The sequence below is a fragment of the Streptomyces sp. NPDC091289 genome (assembly GCF_044757365.1).
Classification (GTDB): Bacteria; Actinomycetota; Actinomycetes; order Streptomycetales; family Streptomycetaceae; genus Streptomyces.
Map to the genome: position 1 here is coordinate 121,310 of NZ_JBIVUT010000023.1, position 16,670 is coordinate 137,979.

At 72.8% G+C, this 16,670-nt stretch carries 10 protein-coding genes; 6 read left to right on the forward strand and 4 right to left on the reverse strand.

From position 1 onward, the window contains the following. Positions 1 to 96: 96 nt before the first annotated feature. On the forward strand, positions 97 to 4,377 hold the full coding sequence (locus tag ACIQPT_RS28475; protein ID WP_401159888.1) for a CDP-glycerol glycerophosphotransferase family protein: 4,281 nt from the start codon (positions 97 to 99) through the stop codon (positions 4,375 to 4,377). Positions 4,378 to 4,461: 84 nt separating this feature from the next. Next, complete coding sequence (locus ACIQPT_RS28480; RefSeq protein ID WP_401159889.1) at positions 4,462 to 5,730, forward strand: hypothetical protein; 1,269 nt, start codon at positions 4,462 to 4,464, stop codon at positions 5,728 to 5,730. Between the two features lie 54 nt (positions 5,731 to 5,784). Here the strand turns inward: ACIQPT_RS28480 and ACIQPT_RS28485 are convergent, their stop codons facing one another. Continuing rightward, positions 5,785 to 6,396: a TetR/AcrR family transcriptional regulator gene (locus tag ACIQPT_RS28485; RefSeq protein ID WP_401159891.1), complete on the reverse strand. Its 612-nt coding sequence runs from the start codon at positions 6,394 to 6,396 to the stop codon at positions 5,785 to 5,787. A 193-nt stretch (positions 6,397 to 6,589) separates the two neighbouring features. On the opposite strand from ACIQPT_RS28485, the gene ACIQPT_RS28490 reads away from it, so the two are divergent. Both ACIQPT_RS28490 and ACIQPT_RS28495 read left to right on the forward strand, forming a co-directional pair. Beyond that, positions 6,590 to 7,489, forward strand: coding sequence for an ABC transporter permease (locus tag ACIQPT_RS28490; protein WP_401159893.1), 900 nt, complete (start codon positions 6,590 to 6,592; stop codon positions 7,487 to 7,489). Beyond that, the gene (locus ACIQPT_RS28495) at positions 7,482 to 8,285 is read left to right on the forward strand and encodes an ABC transporter ATP-binding protein (protein WP_401159895.1); all 804 of its coding nucleotides are present in this window, start codon (positions 7,482 to 7,484) and stop codon (positions 8,283 to 8,285) included. The genes ACIQPT_RS28490 and ACIQPT_RS28495 overlap by 8 nt, the downstream gene beginning before the upstream one ends. A 202-nt stretch (positions 8,286 to 8,487) precedes the next feature. On the opposite strand, the gene ACIQPT_RS28500 is transcribed toward ACIQPT_RS28495, so the two are convergent. Then, positions 8,488 to 13,503: an NAD-glutamate dehydrogenase gene (locus ACIQPT_RS28500; protein ID WP_401159897.1), complete on the reverse strand. Its 5,016-nt coding sequence runs from the start codon at positions 13,501 to 13,503 to the stop codon at positions 8,488 to 8,490. Positions 13,504 to 13,934: 431 nt separating this feature from the next. Here ACIQPT_RS28500 and ACIQPT_RS28505 point away from each other — a divergent pair, with 431 nt between their 5' ends. Next, positions 13,935 to 14,498 (forward strand): DJ-1/PfpI family protein, encoded by a 564-nt coding sequence (locus ACIQPT_RS28505; protein ID WP_401159899.1) that lies wholly within the window; start codon positions 13,935 to 13,937, stop codon positions 14,496 to 14,498. Positions 14,499 to 14,704: 206 nt separating this feature from the next. Here ACIQPT_RS28505 and ACIQPT_RS28510 read toward each other — a convergent pair whose 3' ends face one another. Both ACIQPT_RS28510 and ACIQPT_RS28515 read right to left on the reverse strand, forming a co-directional pair. After that, complete coding sequence (locus ACIQPT_RS28510; RefSeq protein WP_401159901.1) at positions 14,705 to 15,391, reverse strand: HAD family hydrolase; 687 nt, start codon at positions 15,389 to 15,391, stop codon at positions 14,705 to 14,707. A gap of 50 nt (positions 15,392 to 15,441) precedes the next feature. Beyond that, positions 15,442 to 15,948: a DUF6912 family protein gene (locus ACIQPT_RS28515; protein WP_401159902.1), complete on the reverse strand. Its 507-nt coding sequence runs from the start codon at positions 15,946 to 15,948 to the stop codon at positions 15,442 to 15,444. A 274-nt stretch (positions 15,949 to 16,222) separates the two neighbouring features. On the opposite strand from ACIQPT_RS28515, the gene ACIQPT_RS28520 reads away from it, so the two are divergent. Next, a complete protein-coding gene (locus ACIQPT_RS28520) occupies positions 16,223 to 16,669 on the forward strand; it encodes an Rv3235 family protein (RefSeq protein ID WP_401159904.1) in 447 nt (148 codons plus the stop codon). Position 16,670: the final 1 nt, after the last annotated feature.

The following is a 16,670-nucleotide window of genomic DNA, read 5'->3' on the forward strand; positions in this document are numbered from 1 at the left end:
CCGAGCGTAATCGCGGGCCGGGACGACCGAGGGCCCGCGTTCACCCGTTCGGGTCAGCGCCGGTGACCCCGGGACCCGCCCCCTGTTGACCAGGACATGAAGCCACCCCTCCTCAGCGTCGTCGTCCCCGTCCACAACGTCGAGGCCTACCTCGAGGACTGCCTGCGGTCGGTGGCGGAACAGACCCTCGACGCGATCGAGGTGGTCATGGTCGACGACGGCTCGACGGACGGAAGCGCCCGGATCGCCGCCGAATTCGCCGCGCGGGACGACCGCTTCCGGCTGATCCGGCAGAAGAACGCCGGCCTGAGCGCCGCCCGCAACACCGGTGTCCGGCACACCACCCCCACCGTCCCCTACGTGGCGTTCGCCGACAGCGACGACATCGTCGTGCACGACGCGTACGAGCGGATGACGGCCTCGCTGGAGTCGACCGGTTCCGATCTGGTGACCGGCAATGTGTGGCGGCTGACCGGCCAGGGGCGCCGGCAGGCCTGGCAGTACCGCTGGCTGACCGCCACGCGTGCCCGCACCCACATCACCCGGGATCCACGTCTGCTGGCCGACCGGGTGGCGTGGAACAAGGTGTTCCGGCGCTCCTTCTGGGACGCGCACGCCTTCGCCTTCCCCGAGGGCAAGCTGTACGAGGACACCCCGGTGATGATCCCCGCGCACCACCTCGCGGGCTCGGTCGACGTCCTGGCCGAGCACGTCTACTACTGGCGGGTGCGGGAGGGCTCGATCACCCGGCGGCGGACGGACGTCACGGGCGTACGGGACCGGATCGCCGCGTGCGAGCAGGTCAGCGCGTTCCTGGGCGGCCGGGACGCGGCGCTGCGGCGGGCGTACGACACGTCCTGTCTGCGCGACGACTTCGGGTACTTCCTGGACGGCCTGCCGATGGGGGGCGAGGCGTACCGGGCGGCGTTCCTGGAGGGCGCCGGGGCCTTCGTCGACCGGGCGGGACCGGGGGCGCTGGAGGGGCTGCCGGTGGAGCTGCGCATCAAGTGGACGCTGGTGCGGGAGCGACGCCTGGCGGAACTGCTGGAGGTCCTCGCCTTCGAACGGGTCAACGGGGCGGGCACGTTCGCCGTCCAGGGCCCCCCGGGGCGGCGGCGGGCGGTATACCCCGGCGTGCGCGGCGCGAGCGCCCGGCTCGCGCGCACGGACATCCCGGCGGTGGCGCGGCTGCTCGATGCGCGCTGGGGTGCGGACGGGAAGCTGCGGCTGCGCGGTTACGCGTATCTGCGCAACCTTCCCGCCGCCTCCGCCCGGCAGCGGCTCACGGTGGGGATGGTCCGGGCCGAGCGGGGAAGGCAGGTGCGGCCGGTGCCGGTGCGTTCCGTGTCCGCGCCCGAGGCGACGGTGAACTCCGGTCAGGAGCTGCACGGTTACGACCACGCGGGCTTCGAGATGGTCCTGGACCCGGACCGGCTGCCCGCGACGGCGGGGAGCGGCGGCTGGCTGGTGGGCCTGGTCATCGCGGGACCCGGGGCGGTCCGCCGGGTGGCGGTACGCGCTCCGGACACGGGCGCGGACCAGCCGCTGACGCACGACCTGGGCGACGGGCGACGGGCGGTGCTCGACTACCGGGGCGGCCGGCTCCGGCTGACCGTGTCACGGCTGCGGGCCCTGGCCGAAGGACACCGGCCCCAGGGGCCGGAGGCGGGCGTCGAGGCGGACGAGGCCCCGCTGGAACTAACGGGCCGTTTCTTCGGCGGGAGCAGGCCCACGGCGCTGCTGCTGACGCGCGACGGGAGCGAGGAGCACTTCTGCCCGGTGGAGTACGCGGAGGCCGGCGGGGGCGGCGGGAGCGGCGGCGCGGACGAGGCGAATGCGGCAGGCGGGGCTGCGGTGCCGGCCTTGGCGGCCGGGGCGGACGGGGTGGACCGGGCGGCCGGAGCGGACCGGGCGGACCAGGTGGCCGGAGCGAACCAGGTGGACCGGGTGGCCGGGGCCGACGGGGCGGACCGGGTGGCCGGGGCGGCCGGGGCGGACCGGGTAGACCGGGCGGACGGGGCGCACGGGCCGGACTGGGTGGCCAGGGCGGACCAGGCGGCCGGGGTGCACGGGGTCGCGTTCACGGTGCGCGTGCCGCTCGCCGAACTCGCCGGCGCCCCGCCCGCCCCGCATCGGGCCCCCCGCGAGGTCGAGGCGGAGAGCGGGGCGCGGTGGCGGGTCCGGCTGCTGCTCGCCGACGGCACCCACGCCCCGCTGCCCGCCGCCCCGGACCTGCCGCCGCCCGCGTACGCGGACCCGGCGGGCGACCTGGTGCTGGACCTGGCGGGGTTCCCGTACGCGGACGGGGTGGAGCGCACGCCGGATGGGGGCCTGCGCATCCGGGGGGCGTACACCCGGGAGCGTCCGGCCGACGGCGGACCGGAGACCTCCGGCAGCCGTCTGGTCCTGCACCACGAGACGCTGCACGAGACGGTCACGATCCCGGTCGCCGAGACAGTCATGGGGCCGCTCGCGAAGGGGACTTGGGGCGGAGCTCCGAGCGGGGGCGGGATCGAGGCCCCGGAGGGAGCTGAGGCCGGGGGCGGGGCCGAGCCTGAGCCCGGGGCCGAGACGGGAGCCAGGGCCGACGCCCGGGCCCAGCGCGGAGCCGAGGCTGGAGCCGGGGCAGGGGCCCACGGCGGAGCCGGAGCCGGAGCCCAGACCGAGGCCGGAGCCCAGACCGGGGACGGAGTCGAGGCCTTGGGCAGGCCCCAGGGCGGGGCCGGGGCCGGGGCTCAGACCGGAGCCGAGGCCGGAGCCGGAGCCCACACCGGAGCCGGAGCCGAGCCCGAGCCCGGGGCCGAGGCCCAGGCCGGAGCCCAAGGCGGAAGCCCGGACGGGACCCAGGCCGCCGGTCCCGGAGACAGCTCCGGGGCCGGAACCCGGGCCGGGGCCAGAGCCAGCGCCGGAGACAGCTCCGGGGCCGAGGCCGAGGCCGGGGCCAGCGCCGGCCCCCCCGCCGACGCCTCCCCCGCCGGCGCACCGGCCCGGTTCTCCGCGCTGATCGTTCCGCCGCTCCCGGAAGGACGCTGGGAGGTCCGCCTGGACGACGGCCGCCCCGTACGCGTCCTCGGCTCCGCCGCCGCGCTCCTGCCCTGCGGCGACAGCGGCGGCGACGGCGGCGAGAACGGGCTGCGTCTGGAGCGGCGGCACGGCGACCGGCTGTCCGTGGTCGCGGAACCGGGCCTGCCGGCGGCCGGGCGGAGCGCGTACGGCAGGCGGCTCCTGCGCGCCGCGTACCACCGCGACCGGCACACGCCGTCGCTCCCGCTCCGCGACACCGTCCTCTACGCGGGCGGCGACTCCCCGCGCGCCGTGCACGCCGAGCTCGTGCGCCGGGGCACGGAGACCGAGCACCTGTGGGTCACGGGTACCACCCCCGGCCGCGCCACCCACGTACCACCCGGCGCGCGGGCCGTCCCTGTGCACAGCCCCGCCTGGTACGAGGCGCTGGCCCGCTCCCGCCGGATCGTCACGGACGAGCAGCTGCCCGGGTGGTTCGAGCGGCGTCCGGGGCAGACGGTCGTCCAGACCTGGCACGGCACTCCGCTCGGCCGGTTCGGCGGCGGTCTGGCGGACACCCTCTACGCCGACCACCAGTACCTCGCCACCCTGCCGCAGCGGTCGGCCCAATGGTCGGTACTGGTCTCACCGAGCCGCTTCGCCACCCCGTGGCTACGCCGGTCGCTCGCGTACACGGGCGAGGTGCTGGAGGCCGGGTCGCCCGCCGACGACGTGCTGTTCCCGCCCGACCGGGACAAGGCCGCCGATGCGGTGCGGCGCGGGCTCGGGATCCCGGAGGGCCACCGGGTCGTGCTGTACGCCCCGACCTACCGCGACCACCTGGCCCACCCCCCGGCCGCCTCCGCCGACCGCACGGCCCCCGCCCCCGGCCCGTACCGCTGGGATCCGGCGCTCGACCTGCCCGCCCTGGCGCGGGCGCTCGGCCCCGGCCACACGGTGCTGGTGCGCCGCCACCCCCGGGTCACGGGGAGCATCCCGACCGGGCCCGGTGTGCTCGACGTGTCCGGGCACCCGGGGGCGGCCGGGCTGCTGCTGGTGGCCGACGTCCTGGTGACGGACTACGCGGGGCTGATGTTCGACTTCGCGCTGACGGGCCGGCCGATGCTCTTCCACACGTACGACCTGGAGCACTACCGCGACACCGTGCGCGGCTTCTGCCTGGACTTCGAGACCCGGGCGCCGGGGCCGCTGCTGGTCACGACGGACGAGGTGGCGCAGGCGCTGCGCGACACCGGTTCGCTGGCGGCCCGGCACGCCGACGCGTACGAGAGCTTCCGCCGCGACTACTGCGACCTGGACGACGGCGGGGCTGCGGCCCGGGTCGCGGACCGGCTTCTGGCGGACACGCCTTAGGGCGGGCATCGGGAGCCGTGGTCCGGAATCCCTCGGACGGGTGGCGGCGGGGAGAGCGGGCCCGCCGCACGGAACCCATGGGATGTGCCCCTCTTCTCCGCTGCCTCCTCCGCCCCGTCCTCCGGAATCCCGCCCTCCGACCTCTCGTCCTCCGATCTGTCGTCCTCCGATCTGTCGCCCGCCGCGACCGGAGGCAACGGGTCCGGCGGGGCGGCCCGGCCGCCCCTGTGGCTGCCGTCGCCGTACCTCGTGCTGGGCGGACTGCTGTGGGCGGTGCTGTCGGCGGCGGCCTGGCAGGCTCCGCTGTGCTGCGAGGCCGGGCTCCAGGCGGCGGTCGTCGAACGGCTGCGGGTGAACCTGCTGCACCCAGCGTTCCCGATGACCGACCTGCCCGCCGTGGCGAGCGCCCACTACTCCCCGTACGCGCTGCTCCAAGGGCTGGCCGCCCGCGCCACCGGCTTCTCGGGCCCGTCCGTCGTGGCGGTGGCCGCGTCGGTGAACCTGCTGCTCCTGCTCACCGGGATCGGCCGGCTCACCCGGCTGCTGACCCCGAACCGCTGGGTGCCGGTGCTCGTGCTGGTGCCGCTGGCCCTGATCCACTGGGCGGACCCGGCCCGCTGGAGCGCGCCGAGCACGTTCGCGGTCGCGGTCACGTTGCATCTGTGGGCGTGGACCGGTCACGCGGCCGCGAGGGCCGCCCGCCCCGGCGACCCCAAGCCCGGCCGGACGCCCCGGTGGGCGGAGGCGGCCGGGATCGGCCTCCTGCTCGGGCTCGTCCTGCTGGTCCACCCGCCGACGGCGGTCGGCGCGGCGATCGGGTGCCTCGCCCTGATCGCGGTCCGGACGCGGACCCGGATCCGGCCGACCGTGTGGCGGTGGGCGTTCGCCGTCGTGTGCGCGGTGACCGTGGCGGCGCTGTGGCCGTACTACAACGGGCTCACCGCCGCGCGCACCCCCGCCGCCGGCCGGACCACGGGGCCTCCGGCGGCCGAGGGGGTACGGGCGGCCGGGGAACCGTACGCCTGGGCGACCGCGTACGTGCCCCCGGGCGAGGTGGTCCTGACGGACAGCCGCCCGGCGATGTACGCGCTGGCCGGGCACGGGGCGTACGTGCTGGCCGACGCGCTGCCCGACGCGGGGCTCGCGACCACGGAGCGGCGGGAGAGGAGCCGGGCGGTGGCCGCCTACCTCGATGCGTCGACCCCGCAGGCCCGGCGGGACGGGATCACCGCCCGGTACGGGGTGCGGTGGCTGCTGCTGACCCGCTACCAGCGGCTGCCCGAGAACGCGACGGTGCTGACGTTCAGCCCGCGCACGGGCGAGGTGCTGGCGCGGGTGGCGGCGACGGGTTGAGGGTCCGCGGGCAGGACAACGGACCGGGCCGCGCCGGGCCGGGCCGGGCCGCTCTCAGCCGGCGCGCTTGAGGGCGGCGACCGCCGAGGCGGCCAGATCGTCCAGGTAGCCCTTCGGCAGTTCGCCGCGGACGACGACGAGCCGCCAGTACAGCGGCCCGACGATCAGGTCGAGCGCCCGGTCCGGATCGCTTCCCTCCGGCAGCTCCCCCCGGGCCACCGCCTCCCGCACCACCACGGCGGCGACGCCCTGCTGCTGGTCCAGGAGCGCGGTCTTGATCGCCTCGGAGATCTCCGGATTGCGGGCCGCTTCGACCAGCAGGTCCGGGATGACCTGCGAGGCGACCGGGTGGCGCAGGGCGTAGGCGGCCAGTTCGAGGACGGCGCGCACGTCCCCGTACAACGAGCCGGTGGCCGGGGCGGGCATCCCCTGGGCGGCGACGGCCGCGACCAGGTCGAGGACGAGCGCCAGCTTGGACTTCCAGCGGCGGTAGACGGCGGTCTTGCCGACGCCCGCGCGCCGGGCGATGCCCTCGATGGACATCCGGGCGAACCCCACCGCGGCGAGTTCCTCGAAGACGGCGGCGCGGATGGCGTCGGTCACGTCCTCGCGCAGGACGGCGGCGCCTGCGGGGGCACGGCGGCGGGTTCCCCGTTCGGTGGTCATGGCCCGCATGATAGTCGGCCGCGACGAAACGGTTGCGTTGCGACGTAGAAGCGTCCTACTCTCAGCGTTACGACGATACGGTCCCGTCCCAACGAGGGCGTCCCCACGGGACCGTACCGTCCCCTCCCTTCCCTCCCGCTTCCGTCGAAAGCGATCGTTCGTGGTGAGCCAGACAGCAGCACCGCCGTCCCCGGTGAGCACTCCCGCCCGGGCCGTCCCCGCCTACGCGCCCGGTGAGCTGGCGGCCCTGGCCGCCCGGCACGGCCTGAAGGTCAGCGGCGCCCGGCCGTCGCTGCCCGCGTACATCCGGCAGCTCTGGGGGCGCCGGCACTTCATCACGGCATTCGCGACGGCCAAACTGACGGCCCAGTACAGCCAGGCGAAGCTCGGCCAGATCTGGCAGATCATGACGCCGCTGCTGAACGCGACGGTCTACTACTTCATCTTCGGCGTCCTGATGGACACCAGGCGCGGGGTGGAGGACTTCGTCCCGTTCCTGGTCACCGGGGTCTTCATCTGGACCTTCACCAGCAGCTCGATCACCGCGGGCACGCGGGCGATCAGCGGCAACATCGGCCTGGTGCGGGCCCTGCACTTCCCGCGCGCCTCGCTGCCGGTGGCGCTGGCGCTCCAGCAACTGCAGCAACTGCTGTTCTCGCTGGGGGCACTGACCCTGATCCTGCTGCTGTTCGGCCAGTACCCGCGCCCGTCCTGGCTGCTGGCGATCCCGGCGCTGGCGCTCCAGGCCCTGTTCAACACCGGCCTGTCGATGGCCATGGCCCGGCTGACGGCCAAGACCCCCGACATCGCCCAGCTGACCCCGTTCGTGCTGCGGACCTGGATGTACTCGTCGGGCGTCATGTGGAGCCTGGACCACCTGCTGGCCGGCGACCGGGTGCCGCACGCGGTAATGGTGCTGCTGGAGTACAACCCGGCGGCGCTCTACATCAACCTCATGCGGTACGCGCTCATCGACAGCTACAGCGGGCTGCCGGCGCACGTGTGGGCGGCGGCACTGGGCTGGGCCCTGCTCTGCGGCGTGGCCGGATTCGTGTACTTCTGGAAGGCCGAGGAGACCTACGGACGTGGCTGACGGCAGGAACACCCCCGGGGATCACCGGGTCCCGACGGTCGTCGTCGACGACGTCCACATCACGTATACGGTCCATGGCGCCCGTACGGGCAAGGGCAGCGCCACCTCGGCGCTCAGCCGGCTCACCACCCGCCGCGCGCCCCCCGGCGCCCGCAAGGTGCACGCCGTGAAGGGCGTCAGCTTCGCCGCGTACAAGGGCGAGGCGATCGGCCTGATCGGCTCGAACGGCTCGGGCAAGTCCACGCTGCTCAAGGCCGTCGCGGGCCTGCTTCCGCCGACGCGGGGCCGGGTCCACACCCGGGGCCAGCCCTCGCTGCTCGGTGTGAACGCGGCACTGATGGGCGACCTGACCGGCGAGCGGAACGTGGTGCTGGGCGGACTCGCGATGGGCATGACCCGCGAGCAGATCCGCGAACGCTACGACGAGATCGTCGACTTCTCCGGCATCAACGAGAAGGGCGACTTCATCACGCTGCCGATGCGCACGTACTCCTCGGGCATGGGCGCGCGGCTCCGCTTCTCCATCGCGGCGGCCAAGAGCCACGACGTACTCCTGATCGACGAGGCCCTGTCCACGGGCGACGCGAAGTTCCAGCGCCGCAGCAAGGACCGCATCAAGGAACTGCGCGCCGAGGCGGGCACGGTCTTCCTGGTCAGCCACAGCAACAAGTCGATCACCGAGACCTGCGACCGGGCACTGTGGCTGGAGGCGGGCACGCTGAGGATGGACGGCCCGGCGAAGGACGTGGTGGCGGAGTACGAGGCGTTCACGAAATCCAGCCCGTCCGGCGCTTGAGGACATCTTCTCCAGCCCGCCCGGCCAACCCCAGCCCGCCCGGCGATTGAGGGCACCTTCTCCAGCCCGTCCGGCCAACCCCAGCCCGCCCGGCGCTTGAGGGCATCTTTTCCAGCCCGTCCGGCGTTTGAGGACGGAACCCCACGCCGAGGGGGCCGGCGCCCAAACAGGCCCCGGCCCCCTCACCCCCGTACGGCAACACCTACGCGTGCGTACGCAACAACGTCCGCATGGTCCGCATAGCCACCGACAGATTCGCCAGATCAAACGCCTCCGACCCCTGGATCTCCTCCAGCGTCGACCGCGACCGAGCCAGAATCGCCGCGTTCTTCGCCTCCCACGCCAGGAACCTCTGCTCCGGCGTCGAGGACCCGTTCCCCACGCTCAGCACATCCGACGTGAGCGCCGCATGCGCCGCGTACAGGTCCTCGCGGATGGACGCGCGGGCCATGGACTGCCAGCGGTCGGCCCGCGGCAGCTCGATGATCCGGTCCATCAGCTGGGTGATCCGCAGCCGGTCCGCGAGGTCGTAGTAGACCTCGGCGACCTCCAACGGCTCCTGCCCCGTACGGTCCGCGATGGCCACGATGTCCAGCGCCGGGAAGGCGGACGAGAACCCGGCCACCCGCACCGCCAGCTCGTCCGGGACGCCCACCGAGGTGAGCTCGTCCAGGATCGAGTGGTACCAGTCCAGGTCCGCGCCCTTGAGCAGCTTCGGCAGCTCGTCCCAGACCCGCGCGACACCGTCCCGGAAGCTCTCGATGGTCTCCGCGATGGCGACGGGCTGCGGCCGGTTGCCCAACAGCCAGCGCGAACCGCGCTCGACCAGCCGCCGCGAGTGCAGCCGGATCCGCGTCTGGACATCGGCGGAAACCTTGTTGTCGAGCGCCTCGACGGCGTCCCACACCCGGGACAGGCCGAAGATCTCGCGGGCCGCGAACTGGGCCCGCACGATCTCCTCGATCGACGCCCCGGTCTCCTCGCGCAGCCGGTGCAGGAAGGTCGAACCCGCGGTGTTGACCGTGTCGTTGACCAGGACCGTCGTGATGATCTCGCGCCGCAGCGCATGCCCGTCGACCGCCTCGGGGAACCGCTCGCGCAGCTCGCTCGGGAAGTAGGCGTGCACCAGCTTCTGCAGGTGCGGGTCGTCCGGCAGGACGGTGGAGATCAGCTCGTCCGCCGTCGTGATCTTCGTGTAGGCGATCAGCACGGCCAGCTCGGGCTGGCTGAGCCCCTTCTCGTTGCTCAGCAGCTCCCGGATGTGCCGGTCGGCGGGCAGGAACTCCAGCGCCCGGTCGAGAGCGCCGTCGCGCTCCAGCCGGCGCATGAAGCGCTGCTGGGCGTGGAGCAGGGACGGGGCCTGGGCGGAGGCGTTGGAGAGCGCGACGTTCTGCGCGTAGTTGTTGCGCAGGACGAGCGCGCCGACCTCGTCGGTCATGTCGGCGAGCAGTTTGTTGCGCTGCTTGACGGTCATGTCGCCGTCCCGGACCAGACCGTTGAGCAGGATCTTGATGTTCACCTCGTGGTCGGAGGTGTCCACACCGGCGCTGTTGTCGATCGCGTCGGTGTTGATCCGGCCGCCGTTGCGGGCGAACTCGATCCGGCCGAGCTGGGTGGCGCCGAGGTTGCCGCCCTCGCCGACGACCTTGGCCCGCAGGTCCTCGCCGTTGACGCGGATCGCGTCGTTGGCCTTGTCGCCGACGTCGGCGTTCGACTCGGAGACGGCCTTGATGTACGTGCCGATGCCGCCGTTCCACACCAGGTCGACGGGGGCCTTGAGGATGGTCTGCATCAGGTCGGCGGGCGTCATCTTGCTCACCGAGGGGTCGATGCCGAGCGCCTCGCGGATGTGCGAGTTGAGCGGGATCGACTTGGCGCTGCGCGGGTGGATCCCGCCGCCCGCGGAGAGCAGGCCCGTGTCGTAGTCGGCCCAGGAGCTGCGGGGCACGTCGAAGAGCCGGCGCCGCTCGGCGTACGAGGTGGCGGCGTCCGGGTTCGGGTCGATGAAGATGTGCCGGTGGTCGAAGGCGGCGACGAGGCGGATGTGCTCGGAGAGCAGCATGCCGTTGCCGAACACGTCGCCGGACATGTCGCCGACGCCGACGACGGTGAAGTCCTCGGTCTGGGTGTCGTGGCCCAGCTCCCGGAAGTGCCGCTTGACGGACTCCCAGGCGCCCCGGGCGGTGATACCCATGCCCTTGTGGTCGTAACCGGCCGAGCCGCCGGAGGCGAACGCGTCGCCGAGCCAGAAGCCGTACGCGACGGCGACCTCGTTGGCGATGTCGGAGAAGCTCGCGGTGCCCTTGTCCGCGGCGACGACGAGGTAGGTGTCGTCCTCGTCGTGCCGGACCACGTCGACGGGCGGCACGACCTCGCCGGCCACCATGTTGTCGGTGATGTCGAGCAGCGCGGAGATGAACGTGCGGTAGGCGGCGACGCCCTCGGCGAACCAGGCGTCGCGGTCCACGGACGGGTCCGGGAGCTGCTTGGCGACGAAGCCGCCCTTGGCGCCGACGGGGACGATGACGGTGTTCTTCACCATCTGCGCCTTGACCAGGCCGAGGACCTCCGTACGGAAGTCCTCGCGCCGGTCCGACCAGCGCAGCCCGCCGCGGGCGACCTTGCCGAAGCGCAGGTGGACGCCCTCGACGCGCGGCGAGTAGACCCAGATCTCGTACGCCGGGCGGGGCGCGGGCAGGTCCGGGATGGCCTGCGGGTCGAACTTCATCGAGACGTAGGAGTGCGGCGTGCCGTCCTCCGTGTGCTGGAAGAAGTTAGTGCGCAGGGTGGCCTTGATGACGGTGAGGAAGGAGCGCAGGATCCGGTCCTCGTCGAGCGAGGCGACCTGGTCCAGGGCTCCGTCCAGCTCCTCCAGGAGCCCGTCGGTCAGCTCCGTGCCGGCGCTCTGGCGGCCGGGCGACATGCGGGCCTCGAAGAGCGAGACGAGCAGCCGGGTGGTGTGGACGTTGTTGCGGAGCGTGGACTCCATGTAGTCCTGGCTGAAGGTGGATCCGGCCTGCCGCAGGTACTTCGCGTAGGCGCGGAGCACCATGGCCTGCCGCCAGTTCAGCCCGGCGCCCAGCACCAGCGCGTTGAAGCCGTCGTTCTCCGCCTCGCCCTTCCAGACGGCGGCAAAGGCTTCCTGGAAGCGGGCGCGGGCGTCGTCGGCGAGGTAGCCGCCGTTGCCGTTGGCCAGGGGCATCCGCAGCCCGAAGTCGTAGATCCAGGCGTGCGTACGGTCCGCGCAGCGCAGCTCGTACGGCCGCTCGTCGACGACCTCGACGCCGAGCTGCTGGAGCGCCGGGAGGACGGCGGACAGGGAGACCTGCTCACCGGTCCGGTAGATCTTGAAGCGGCGCTCGCCGGGACCCGCGCCGACCGGCTCGTACAGGCTGAGGGCGAAGTCCTTCTCGCCGCGCTTGAGGGTCTCCAGGTGGACCAGGTCGGCCACGGCGGCGCGCGGCGAGTGGTCGGCCTTGTAGCCCTCGGGGAACGAGTGGCCGTACTGGCGCTGGAGTTCAGCGCCGCGCTCCTCGCCCAGCTCGGCGTTGAGCGCCTCCTGGAAGCCGTCGGCCCAGGAACGGGCGGCCTCGACGAGGCGGGCCTCGATGCGGTCGGCGTCGGCGTCCGTCAGATGCGGCAGCTCGGTGCCGGCCGGGACCCGGATGACGAAGTGCAGCCGGGAGAGGATCGACTCGGTGTTCCACGCCGAGAAGTCGACGCTGTTGCCGCCGAGCTCCTCCTTGAGGATGTCGATCAGCCGCAGGCGCACGCCGGTGGTGTAGCGGTCGCGCGGGAGGTAGACGATCGCGGAGTAGTAGCGCCCGTACTCGTCCTGGCGCAGGTAGAGCCGCAGCCGGCGGCGCTCCTGGAGGTAGAGGACGGAGGTCACGATGGAACGGAGCTGGTCGACGGGCGTCTGGAACAGCTCGTCGCGCGGGTAGGTCTCCAGGATCTGGAGCAGGTCGCGGCCGTCGTGGCTGTTGTACGAGAAGCCCGCGCCCTCCACCACCTCGGCGACCTTGCGGCGGATGACGGGCACCCGGCGCACGGACTCGGTGTAGGCGGCGGAGGAGAACAGCCCGAGGAAGCGGCGCTCGCCGACGACGTTGCCCTTGGCGTCGAACTTCTTCACGCCGACGTAGTCGAGGTAGCTGGGGCGGTGCACCGTGGCCCGGCTGTTGGCCTTCGTCAGGACGAGGAGCTTGTGCTCACGGGCCTTGGCGCGGGCGTCGGCGGGCAGCCGGTCGAAGGACGGGCTGACGGGGTGGGCCTCGTCCTCGCTGTGGTGCGGGTCGGAACGCAGGATGCCGAGCCCGGTGCCGGGTACGGCGGCCAGCGCGTCGCTGTCCTTGAGCTCGTACTCGCGGTAGCCGAGGAAGGTGAAGTGGTCGGCGGCCAGCCAGCGCAGCAGCTCGCGGGCCTCCTGGACCTCCTCGTCGGCGAGGTCGTCCAGCGGTTCGCCGGGCAGGTCGTCGGCGATCCGGAGGGCGGAGTCGCGCATCTTCCCCCAGTCCTCGACGGTCTCCCGTACGTCGGACAGGACGCGCAGCAGGTCGGCGGTGATCTGCTGGAGGTCGGCGCGGTCGGTCTCGCGGTCGATCTCGACGTGGATCCAGGACTCGACGAGCGCGTCGTGCGGCAGCTCGTCCTTGCCCCCCTTGGCGTCCTTGCGTCCCTTGGCGCTCTTGCCGCTCTTCGGGATGCCGGGTCCGCCGGAGAGGACCTCGATGAGCTTGCCGGTGACATCGCGGCGGACCGTGACCTGCGGGTGGATCACGACATGGATGCCGCGCCCCTGCCGGGACAGCTCGTTGGTGACGGAGTCCACCAGGAAGGGCATGTCGTCGGTGACGACCTCGACGACGGAGTGGCTGCAGGTCCAGCCGTTCTCCTCGACGGTCGGGGTGTGCACCCGGACGTTCGCGGTGCCCTGGGGACGATTCTCGGCCAGCCGGTAGTGCGAGGCGGCGGCGCCGAAGACATCGACCGGGTCACGGCCGCTGAGGTCCTCCGGAGCCGTATGCAGGTAGTAGCGCTGGAGGTAGGCGAGCACGGTGTCCTGACCGGCACGGGCGCTCTCGTCGGCCCCGGCGGCGGAAACCCGCGCCCGGGGGGCACCTCCCGGGCCACCGACACCACCGCCCGGACCGTTTTCAGCTACCTTGGCGGCCCCTGCGAGCAGCTCGGCCTTGGCTTCGTCCAGCTTGGTCTGCATGTCCTCTGGCTCCTGTCGCGCGCCGTTGCGTGACGTAGGTGAGAAAAGCGGCGTACCGCCACGACGCGGGGTTTCCGGTCTGGGTCGACGCTATGCCGCTTCGAGAGATACCCGGGACCACATCGGCCATTTTCGGCGGCTGGTCCGGAGTCGGGAGATCGCGGATCGCCCGGGTGCGGTGGCACTCCGGGCGGCAGCCGGGGGCTTCGCTGCCCCCGAGGCGTATCGCGCTGATCACGGCACCAGGCTATCCCCCTCGCACCCCACCGCGTCATGAGCTGCTTGTGTACAAAAGAACACCCCGAACTTTGACACTCTGGACAGTGCGTCGCGCCGCCTTGGCGAACCACCGAAACCGGGGCAGTCTGTCCGTACCGCACGGATTCAGGCCCTCGACACGCCATCGGGGCCACGGCCCCGAGGAGCCCGCCATGCCGCAGAAGATCCTCATCGTCACCGGCGACGCCGCCGAGTCGCTCGAAGTCCTCTACCCGTACCAGCGGCTGCTGGAGGAGGGGTACGAGGTCGACATCGCGGCCCCCGAGCGCAAGACGCTGCGCTTCGTGGTCCACGACTTCGAGCCCGGCTTCGACACGTACACGGAGAAGCCCGGCTACACCTGGCCCGCCGATCTGTCCTTCTCCGAGGTCGACCCCGGGGCCTACATCGCCCTGGTGATCCCTGGCGGCCGCGCCCCCGAGTACCTCCGCAACAACGCCGAGCTGCGGAAGATCGTCGGCGCCTTCTTCTCCGCGGACCGCCCGGTCGCCCAGATCTGCCACGGCCCCCTGATCACCGCCGCCACCGGCAACCTGAGCGGCCGCAACGTCACGGCCTACCTGGCCCTGGAACCGGACATGCAGAGCGCGGGCGCGACCTTCCAGGACACGGAGGCGGTGGTGGACGGCGCCTTGGTCTCCTCGAGGGCCTGGCCGGACCACGCGGCCTGGATGAGGGAGTTCCTGAAGGTACTCAAGTCGAACCACCCCAACTGAAGCCCACCTGCCTTCCCAGCCCACCCGACGAGCTTTTCAAGCCCGCCCGGCGCACCTTCCAGCCCGTCCGGCGATTGAGGACATCTGTTCAGCCCGCCCGGCGCTTGAGGGCACTTCAAGCCCGTCCGGCGCTTGAGGACCGGGGCCCGGGGCAGCGCCCCGAAAAGCCCGCACCACAGCACCCCGCACCCCGCACAGGCCCACCCCTACGCGGCAAACGTCTCCGCCAACGCCACCGCCTCCCCCAGGCTGTCCACCACCGGCACCCCCGCCCCCTCCAGACTGCTCCGGCTGTGCGACCCCCCGGTGTACAGCACGGCCCGAGCCCCCACATGCGCCGCCGCCACCGCGTCATCGAGCGCATCCCCGATGACCACCGCGTTCTCCGGCGAGAACCCGTCCACGCCCCCCACCCCGGCCAGCGCAGCAAAGTGCCGCTCCATGTGGAGCGCCTTGCTCCCGCCGGACGGCCCCGTACGCCCCTCGACCCGGACGAACCGCGGCTCGATCCCGTACCCCCGCACCACCGGCACGAGCTGCTCGTGCCCGTACATGCTCAGCAGCGACTGACTGCGCCCGGCCCGCTGCCACTGGTGCAGCAGCTCCTCCACCCCGGCGGTGAGCCCACAGGCCACCCGCTGCTCCGCGTAGTACCGGTGGAAGATGGCATCCATTCGCTCCCACTCGGCCTCGGTGGGCAGCCGGCCCAGGAACCGCTCGTAGAACCGGGGTATGGGGATGGTGTACATCTCCCGGTACTGCTCCAGCGTGATCGGCGCCAGCTCGACCTCCGCGAACGCGGCGTTCGTCGCCTGGATGACGGCATGGGTGTCGTCGAGCAGCGTGCCGTTCCAGTCCCAGACCAGATGTGTGCGTGTCGTCCCGGAAGTCATACAGAAAAAATACCCGCCGGGTCCGACAACGCCACCGAGTCAGCGCCGACTCAGCCGATGAGCTGCGGAATCTCCTGAACGCCGAACCAGAGCAGCTCGTGGTCCTCGGCGCCGTCCACGGTGAACTGCGCGTCGCCGTCGCCGAGGTCCGCCGCCCCCAGGGCGTCCGCCGCGGCGGCCACGTCCTTCTCCGCGTCGTCGGCGTCCACGTGCACCGCCGCCGCCTTGGCCAGCGGCAGCGCGGCAGCGATCCGCACCTCGCCGAGCGACGCCGCGCTCAGCCCGTGGTCGGGATCGGCCGCGGCGGCCCCGTCCGGTACGTCGACGGCGACGACGACCCGGCGGCGCACCTCGTCCGGGCTCCCGGCGATCATCCGGAGCGAGGCGGCGGCGGCCCGGTTGAGCGCCGCGTACTCCAGTTCCTCGATGTCGTCGGAGACGTACCACTCGCGCAGCCCGGGGGTCACCGCGTAGGCGGTCAGCGGTCCGGGGCCGACCTCGCCCGCACCGTGCGCCGCTGCGAGACCGGAGAGGGTCAGGGGGACGTACACGCGCATGGCAGGTCGCTTTCGTAGAGGGAAACGTCCTCAGGATACGTGGGAACGTCCCCTTTCGGGTTTCGGCAACCGGGGTCGTCCGTCCACGGCCGAGGCCCCGTCACCCCCGCCCTCACCCTTGCCGCACAAGGGTCGAGCCACGGACAGGTGAAACCGCCCGTTCCTGATCGGCGCCCGAAGGCCCCTTGCGTCGCTGACGACCGCACCCGTAGAAGATCCCCAACACAAGTTACCGCCCGGTAGATACCGGGCCCGGTCAACGGGGGCGATGATCATGAGCACGGACAGGACGAGGCCCGCCGGCCGACACGACCAGAACGGTCCCCGGTCGGTACCTCCGCAGCGGTCCCGCAGGCAGCAGCCCCACCGGCCGCAGCGGCCCCACCAGTGGTTCGCCGAACGCCTGCTCGCGGTCCTCAGCGGCCAGCGCCCGGTGCACTGGATGCTCGGCCACACCATCGGCGAGGCCTACGACCAGCTCGCCGAGCTGGCCCCGAGCACCCCGCTGGGGGCCTCCCGGGGCAGCCGCCCCGTCCTTCGCCACTGCCGCGGGGCCCAGCCCGCCACCGGCGTGGTCGAGGCGTTCGCCAGCATCGCCGCGGGCGACCGGATCCGGGCGATGGCCTTCCGCCTGGAACAGGGCCCCGACCAGCGCTGGCGCTGCGCCGCGGTGGAGCTGGGCGGCGAACGCCTCACGGCCGGCGCCCCGGGCCCCCGGTGAC

Excerpts from the sequence above, each read along its gene's own strand:
- ACIQPT_RS28475 (WP_401159888.1), top strand. The coding sequence starts at position 97 with ATGAAGCCACCCCTCCTCAGCGTCGTCGTCCCCGTCCACAACGTCGAG.
- ACIQPT_RS28485 (WP_401159891.1), bottom strand. The coding sequence starts at position 6,396 with ATGACCACCGAACGGGGAACCCGCCGCCGTGCCCCCGCAGGCGCCGCC.
- ACIQPT_RS28500 (WP_401159897.1), bottom strand. The coding sequence starts at position 13,503 with ATGCAGACCAAGCTGGACGAAGCCAAGGCCGAGCTGCTCGCAGGGGCC.
- ACIQPT_RS28505 (WP_401159899.1), top strand. The coding sequence starts at position 13,935 with ATGCCGCAGAAGATCCTCATCGTCACCGGCGACGCCGCCGAGTCGCTC.
- ACIQPT_RS28510 (WP_401159901.1), bottom strand. The coding sequence starts at position 15,391 with ATGACTTCCGGGACGACACGCACACATCTGGTCTGGGACTGGAACGGC.
- ACIQPT_RS28515 (WP_401159902.1), bottom strand. The coding sequence starts at position 15,948 with ATGCGCGTGTACGTCCCCCTGACCCTCTCCGGTCTCGCAGCGGCGCAC.
- ACIQPT_RS28520 (WP_401159904.1), top strand. The coding sequence starts at position 16,223 with ATGAGCACGGACAGGACGAGGCCCGCCGGCCGACACGACCAGAACGGT.